At 27.4% G+C, this 6,365-nt stretch carries 8 protein-coding genes; 1 reads left to right on the top strand and 7 read right to left on the bottom strand.

The genetic code is table 11. The features are described 5' to 3' along the window. The 3 genes from VLM92_RS12805 to VLM92_RS12795 all read right to left on the bottom strand — a co-directional run. The coding region (locus VLM92_RS12805; protein ID WP_325276723.1) for an OB-fold nucleic acid binding domain-containing protein at nucleotides 1-927 on the bottom strand (927 nt) is incomplete at its 3' end. A gap of 151 nt (nucleotides 928-1,078) precedes the next feature. Continuing rightward, the gene (locus tag VLM92_RS12800; RefSeq protein WP_325276722.1) at nucleotides 1,079-2,704 is read right to left on the bottom strand and encodes a DAK2 domain-containing protein; all 1,626 of its coding nucleotides are present in this window, start codon (nucleotides 2,702-2,704) and stop codon (nucleotides 1,079-1,081) included. A 14-nt stretch (nucleotides 2,705-2,718) separates the two neighbouring features. Continuing rightward, nucleotides 2,719-3,069 carry an Asp23/Gls24 family envelope stress response protein gene (locus tag VLM92_RS12795; protein WP_325276721.1) on the bottom strand — a complete coding sequence of 117 codons (351 nt, stop codon included), beginning with the start codon at nucleotides 3,067-3,069 and terminating at the stop codon, nucleotides 2,719-2,721. A gap of 472 nt (nucleotides 3,070-3,541) precedes the next feature. Between VLM92_RS12795 and rpmB the strand changes: the two genes are divergently transcribed. Then, the gene (gene rpmB / locus VLM92_RS12790) at nucleotides 3,542-3,730 is read left to right on the top strand and encodes a 50S ribosomal protein L28 (protein WP_026900413.1); all 189 of its coding nucleotides are present in this window, start codon (nucleotides 3,542-3,544) and stop codon (nucleotides 3,728-3,730) included. A 251-nt stretch (nucleotides 3,731-3,981) separates the two neighbouring features. Here rpmB and VLM92_RS12785 read toward each other — a convergent pair whose 3' ends face one another. The 4 genes from VLM92_RS12785 to rpe all read right to left on the bottom strand — a co-directional run bounded on the left by VLM92_RS12785 (nucleotide 3,982) and on the right by rpe (nucleotide 6,365). Beyond that, a complete protein-coding gene (locus tag VLM92_RS12785) occupies nucleotides 3,982-4,131 on the bottom strand; it encodes a 2-oxoglutarate translocator (RefSeq protein WP_325276720.1) in 150 nt (49 codons plus the stop codon). A gap of 239 nt (nucleotides 4,132-4,370) precedes the next feature. After that, on the bottom strand, nucleotides 4,371-4,898 hold the full coding sequence (locus VLM92_RS12780) for a flavodoxin domain-containing protein (protein WP_325276719.1): 528 nt from the start codon (nucleotides 4,896-4,898) through the stop codon (nucleotides 4,371-4,373). Nucleotides 4,899-5,057: 159 nt separating this feature from the next. Continuing rightward, nucleotides 5,058-5,699: a thiamine diphosphokinase gene (locus VLM92_RS12775; RefSeq protein ID WP_325276718.1), complete on the bottom strand. Its 642-nt coding sequence runs from the start codon at nucleotides 5,697-5,699 to the stop codon at nucleotides 5,058-5,060. Between the two features lie 9 nt (nucleotides 5,700-5,708). Continuing rightward, nucleotides 5,709-6,365: a ribulose-phosphate 3-epimerase gene (gene rpe, locus VLM92_RS12770; protein ID WP_325276717.1), complete on the bottom strand. Its 657-nt coding sequence runs from the start codon at nucleotides 6,363-6,365 to the stop codon at nucleotides 5,709-5,711.

Raw genomic sequence — 6,365 nt, 5'->3', positions numbered from 1 at the left:
ACCCTGATAACCATTTAAAACACAATCTGCAAGTGCTAAAAGAGCTACAACAGTTTTACCAGACCCAACGTCTCCCTGTACTAAACGATTCATAGCTTTTTCAGATTCCATATCCTTAATAATTTCATTTAATGCTCTATCTTGAGCTCCTGTTAGTTTGAATGGTAAAGACTTTAATATATCATTTAGTTTCTTATTTTCTTTAAACTTTATACCTTCTACTTCGCTTACTCCATTTTTAAACATAAATAAACCTAATTGTAGTATTAAAAATTCTTCAAATACAATTCTATATAAAGCAATTTTTAAAGCTTCCTTGCTACTTGGAGCATGAATATTTCTTATAGCATAATCAATACTGCATAGTTTATATTTTTCTATAATTCTTTGCGGAAGATACTCTTTTATTTTTAATGTTTTGTCATTAAGCACTGTCTTTATTATACTTATAATTTCTTTATTGGTTACTCCATATGTTAGAGGATATATCGGCATAACTTTACAAGTATTTTTAGGTGCATTGGTAAGGTGTTCAATTTCACAAGAAGTTAGCTCTATATTCTTAGATTCTTTTTTTACCTTACCAAAAACTAGTATCGTCTCGCCACATTTAAATGTATTTTTTACATATGCTTGATTAAAAAACACCAATCTTGCGTATCCCGTTTCATCTCTTACATCTACCTTAGTTATATTCATACCTTTTCTTGGTGTAGATGTGCTTACTCCTACTATTATAACTTTTATAGTAATTTTTTCATCATTTTCTAATTGTATTATTTTTTTTAAGTTATTCCTATCTTCAAATTGTCTGGGAAAATAATATAGCAAATCTTTTAATGTAAATATATCTAACTTATTAAGTTTTTCAGCCCTTTTAGGACCTATACCTTTTATATACTGTATGTCCTTTTTTAAATCTATCATTTTTATCACCTATTAAATAAAAGTCCTGTATAATTACCCCTAAAAAGTAGTAATATTATACAGGACTTTTAAAAATTTGCTTAAGTTTAATACTTAGATCTATAATCTATCCTAAATAAAACTAGGCTATCAACCCTTAATTATAAGTATATTATTCAACTGAAATTAAGTAATAATAAAGAGGCTGACCGCCATAGTATAATTCTACGTCTATATCTTCAAACTTTTCTTCTAGTTGATCACGAAGTTTGTTTGCATCATCTTCACTCACATCTTCTCCATAGAATAAAGTTATTATTGCGCTATCTTCATCTACTAATTTTTCAACAAGGTTTGAAGTTATTTCATCAATACAATCTCCTGCGCCTAATAATTGTCCCTCTGCTATTCCTATTATATTACCTTCATTAACTTCAATGTCATTCATAACTGTATCTCTAACAGCAAAAGTTACTTGACCTGATTTTACTAATCCTAAAGAACTCATCATAGCTTTTTCATTTTCTTCTATAGTTGCATCTCCATTAAAGTTTACTAATGCAGTAAATCCTTGTGGAGTATTCTTTGTAGGTATAACAATTATATTCTTTTCACTTAATTCTTTTGCTTGATTTGCAGCCATTATTATATTACTGTTATTAGGGAATATAAATATATTTTTAGCATTGATAGTTTCTATAGCTTTCATGAAATCTTCTGTACTTGGATTCATAGTTTGACCACCTTCTATTATGTGATCAACTCCAAAATCTTTAAATATTCGTGCAAGCCCATCACCCATAGAAGTTGCTATAAATCCAAATTCTTTTTCCTCAACTGAAGAAGCAGCTTCATCTTTAGCTTCTATTACTAAATTTTCATGTTGAACTTTCATGTTTTCTATCTTTATAGTTGCTAATTGTCCATATTTTAAAGCATCTTGTAATACTAGACCTGGATCATTAGTATGAACATGTACTTTTATTACACCCTCATCTCCTACCACAGCTAAACTATCTCCATACTTCATCATCATATTCCTTATTTGAGTATCATCTATAGTCTTGCTCTCTAATATAAATTCTGTACAGTAACTGAATTTTATATCATCTGTATTTATTTGGTTAGTTAATACGTCTACATTAGATACATCAACTGAGCTAGAGTGCTTTATTTGAATAGGATTACCTTTTAATGCCGCATACATTCCTTCATAAATCAAAACTAGACCTTTTCCTCCTGAATCGACTACTCCCGCTTCTTTTAATGCTTTTAAAAGTTGTGGAGTTCTATTTAAAGATTCGTTAGCTTCTTTTATTACCATTTCTAAGAATTTAACTATGTCATTTTCTTTCTTGTAAGAAAGTGTAGCATATTCTCCACTTTCTCTAACAACTGTAAGTATTGTACCTTCTATTGGCTTTATAACTGCCTTATAAGCTGTATCAGAGCCATTTTTAAGAGCTTTAGCTAAGTCTTCTGTAGATATCTTTTCTTTACCTTCTATAGACTTCGCAAACCCTCTTATTATTTGCGATAATATAACGCCTGAGTTTCCTCTTGCTCCCATTAAAGATCCTTTTGATAATGATTTTCCTATCTCTGTTATACTGTTATCTTGTACTTTAGATAATTCTTTCATCGCATAAGATATAGTAAGCGACATATTTGTGCCTGTATCTCCATCTGGAACTGGGAATACATTTAGCTTATCAACTAAATCTTTATGATTTTGAAGATTATTTGCACCTGATACAAACATCTCCCTTAATTGTTTTCCATCTATATACTGAATCATTTCTTTCCTCCTAATTACTTAACTCTAATGCCTTGTACATTAATATCTATCTTACTTACCTTTATAGTTGTTATATTCTCAACCGTATATTTTACTCTATCAATTATATTATTTGCAACTGTAGATATATTTGTTCCATACTGTAATATAACGTATAACTCTATAGCTATAGTGTTATCTTCAAGTTCTTCTACTAAAACACCTTTAAACGCATTCTCACCTTTTAGTAATTCTACTATACCCTTAGATTTATATGCTAACCCTACTAATCCGTAACTTTCCATAGCAGCTCTATATGCTATTTGTGATATAACTTGTTTATCTATCTCTATACTTCCATATTGATTATTTACTTTCGCACTCATGGTTGACCCCCTCAAGTTCATATTTTTATTATTTTTATTTTGCTCAAAAAAGGTTAAAACTTTCTACTTTTTATAATGCTGATAAATTATAGATTATCCTTTTATAGATAATCTACCTTGAAAATATCATTTCAACAAAATCATCTTTTAAAGTCTTAAAACTAGAATTTATTTTATTATATAAATTTATATATCCTATAATACTATAAATATGGTATAATTTAAACCTACCTAATTTATTTTAGTAAATATTTTGTAAAATTTGGATGGTTTGAAAAAAGAAACTATTATAATTTCTTTTTTTAATATTTACTTTATACAAAATTATATATATAATTTTATATGATAACAAGATATTCTTCAATATGTGTAAAGCAAATATATATTTCTATTGCACGTTTTTAATATTTATGTTAATATAAATATGTTTTTAGTCTTTAAATTAGTTATCATTTTAAGGAGGTGTACGTAAATGGCAAAGATATGTAGCGTATGTGGTAAAGGTAAGGTTTCTGGAAACCAAGTATCACACTCAAATAGACACAGCAGAAGAACGTGGTCAGCGAACTTAAGAAGCGTTAGAGCTATAATAGATGGTACTCCTAAGAGAGTAAAAGTTTGTACTAGATGTTTACGTTCTGGTAAAATAGAAAGAGCTTAATCGCTTTTTTAAAAGCCTACTTTTTAAGTAGGCTTTTGTTTTTATATTTTTTTATTTATCTCTACTACTTTTTCATAAAACGTAAAACTATATTAGAAAGCCATTTTGGTAGTTTTATTGTTATCATCTTCATAATATATTCCCCCTATAACTTTATTTTTAACTTTTATCTTATAATATATTTTTGTATAACTAAAAAAATTCCTTACTTATTAAAATTTAAATCAATCATTTATTTCTACTAAATTTAATTAATATAAGAAAAATAATACCCCACATCCAATAAGAACTAATGCTGTAAGTGCTGTCCATATCCAACTAGGCAGTATCATAGATAAAATCACAGCACTACCTGTTGCTAGGCATAAAATACCTAATAGTCCTTTAGAATTGTTTCTCATTAAAAACACCTCCCTGTGTGCTTTTATTATTCTACTCGTTACTTTCTATACTTTAAATTTATGCAAAATAAGATATATTTAGACCTGTCCTACTCTTTTTATTAAAAATTAGTTTCGTTTATATTAATTAAGTCATTTAACTAATTTCGGTTCAGACGATCTACAAGAAATCAGTTACTAAAACTTATCTATTAAAACTACAAAAAAAAGATGCATTATAGATACATCTTTTTTGTATATTACACATTCTCTACTAATATATCAATAGCTTTTTTATCACATAAATCTATTAATCGTTCGAATCCCTCTACTATTATCTTATCATCTTTAGTTAAATCTCTAATATTTTTTTTAGAAATATTATTTTTTAATCCTTTCATTAATAACTTGTCAATTAAATTTAGTTGTCTATAATCAAATGCTCCTCTAAAATTAAATACTGTTATATTTTTTATTATCTCTTTATCAAAATTTTTATTTACAATTCTATTATTTAAATCATTACTATCAGATTCCATACCTACTGTAAATACTATTATTTTTTTATTTTTAATTCTACCATAATTCTTAGTTAGAAATTTTAGGCCATTTATATTTCCAATATATAAACCTCCTCCATATATTATTATGTCGTAGTCATCTAAGTCTTTTGGTCTTATATCACTCACCTCATACAAATCAGCATCTAATCTAAGTGCTATCCATCCAGCATAACGTTTAGTACTTCCATATTTAGATTTGTATATAACAGCAATTTTTCTACTCATAAAATACCTCCTTAATCAAACTCTCCTTTTATACTTATATGACTAATACTATCATTTTCCTTTTTATATTTTAATGACATTATATATTTCAATATAAATTTTCTTTTCTTTATACAGTTCAGGTATTTTAAAAATAAAAAGATGGCTAATAGCCATCTTTTAAATATTCCTTATTATAAGTAGACTGCCATCATCTACTCTTACTTTACATTCTTTACTTAACATAACATTAGATATACCTAAAGGTAAATAAAATTTCATATCATAATTATTTAAAGGATATTCTAAATTTGTAAGTGTTACCCCTTTTGCATCTCCATTTATAGGTATAATAGAAATTGTATCCCCTTTATTTCCATGTATTATTTTTTCTTCATTTATAGCTATATATATTTGCTCTTTTTCAGATATAATTTTAGGAACTATATCCATTTTTCTTACATAGTAAAGCAAATTAACATTGGCAATAGTATGATCAATTCTACCTCCTAATGATCCTATAAAATGAATTTCTTTAGCATTTAACTTATCTGCTAAGTAAATACACAATTCTGTATCTGTCTCATTTTTCTTACTTGGGAATTCTTCAAATCTTACTCCACAATTTTTATAATAATTAATTATATCAAACTGCACAGAATCTAAATCGCCAATTATGTAATCTGGAACAATATCCATTTTATATGCATGATTCGCTCCTCCATCTGCACATATTATATAATCATATTCTTGTCTTATTAAGGCTTCTCTTATAACTTTATGCTCAGTTATTTGTCCATTTAATATAATACAAACCTTCATGTTTTTTTCCTATAAAGAAGAATTCTTTCTAAATAAATCTACTGCTTCTTGTATGTCATTACTATTAAATATTGCTGATCCTGCAACTATTATATTTGCACCTGCTTTAACAACTTTATCTACATTTTCTGGTTTTATACCACCATCAACTTGTATATCTACATTAAGATTTCGTTTTTCTATAATTCCTTTTAACTCTTCTATTTTAGGTATCATACTTTCTATAAATGATTGACCTCCAAAGCCTGGATTTACAGTCATTATAAGTACCATATCTACATCATGTAATACATTCTTTATACTTTCTATAGGTGTAGCAGGATTTAATGCTACTCCTGCCTTTATTCCATGAGATTTTATATTTTGTATAGTTCTGTGTAAGTGCCTGCAAGCTTCTTGGTGAACTACTATTAAATCACATCCTGCATCTACAAAATCCTTTATATATTGATCTGGATTTTCTATCATAAGATGTGCATCAAATACCATATTTACATTTTTTCTTAAAGACTTTACAATTGCAGGTCCTAGCGTTATATTAGGAACAAAGTGTCCATCCATTACGTCTATGTGTAAATATTCACATCCTGCATTTTCTACTTTCTTTACATCCTCTAATAATCTTGCAAAATCTGCTGATAGTATCGATGGTGCTAATTTAATCAT

It is taken from the genome of Romboutsia sp. (genome assembly GCF_035470145.1).
Taxonomy (GTDB): Bacteria; Bacillota; Clostridia; order Peptostreptococcales; family Peptostreptococcaceae; genus Romboutsia_D.
Note: the sequence above shows the minus strand (reverse complement) of the source record. Positions and strands in the feature narration are given on the sequence as shown.

Bases quoted from the DNA above. Each gene is read 5' to 3' on its own strand.
- VLM92_RS12800 (WP_325276722.1), bottom strand. From the start codon at position 2,704: ATGATTCAGTATATAGATGGAAAACAATTAAGGGAGATGTTTGTATCA.
- VLM92_RS12795 (WP_325276721.1), bottom strand. From the start codon at position 3,069: ATGAGTGCGAAAGTAAATAATCAATATGGAAGTATAGAGATAGATAAA.
- rpmB (WP_026900413.1), top strand. From the start codon at position 3,542: ATGGCAAAGATATGTAGCGTATGTGGTAAAGGTAAGGTTTCTGGAAAC.
- VLM92_RS12785 (WP_325276720.1), bottom strand. From the start codon at position 4,131: ATGAGAAACAATTCTAAAGGACTATTAGGTATTTTATGCCTAGCAACA.
- VLM92_RS12780 (WP_325276719.1), bottom strand. From the start codon at position 4,898: ATGAGTAGAAAAATTGCTGTTATATACAAATCTAAATATGGAAGTACT.
- VLM92_RS12775 (WP_325276718.1), bottom strand. From the start codon at position 5,699: ATGAAGGTTTGTATTATATTAAATGGACAAATAACTGAGCATAAAGTT.
- rpe (WP_325276717.1), bottom strand. From the start codon at position 6,365: ATGATTAAATTAGCACCATCGATACTATCAGCAGATTTTGCAAGATTA.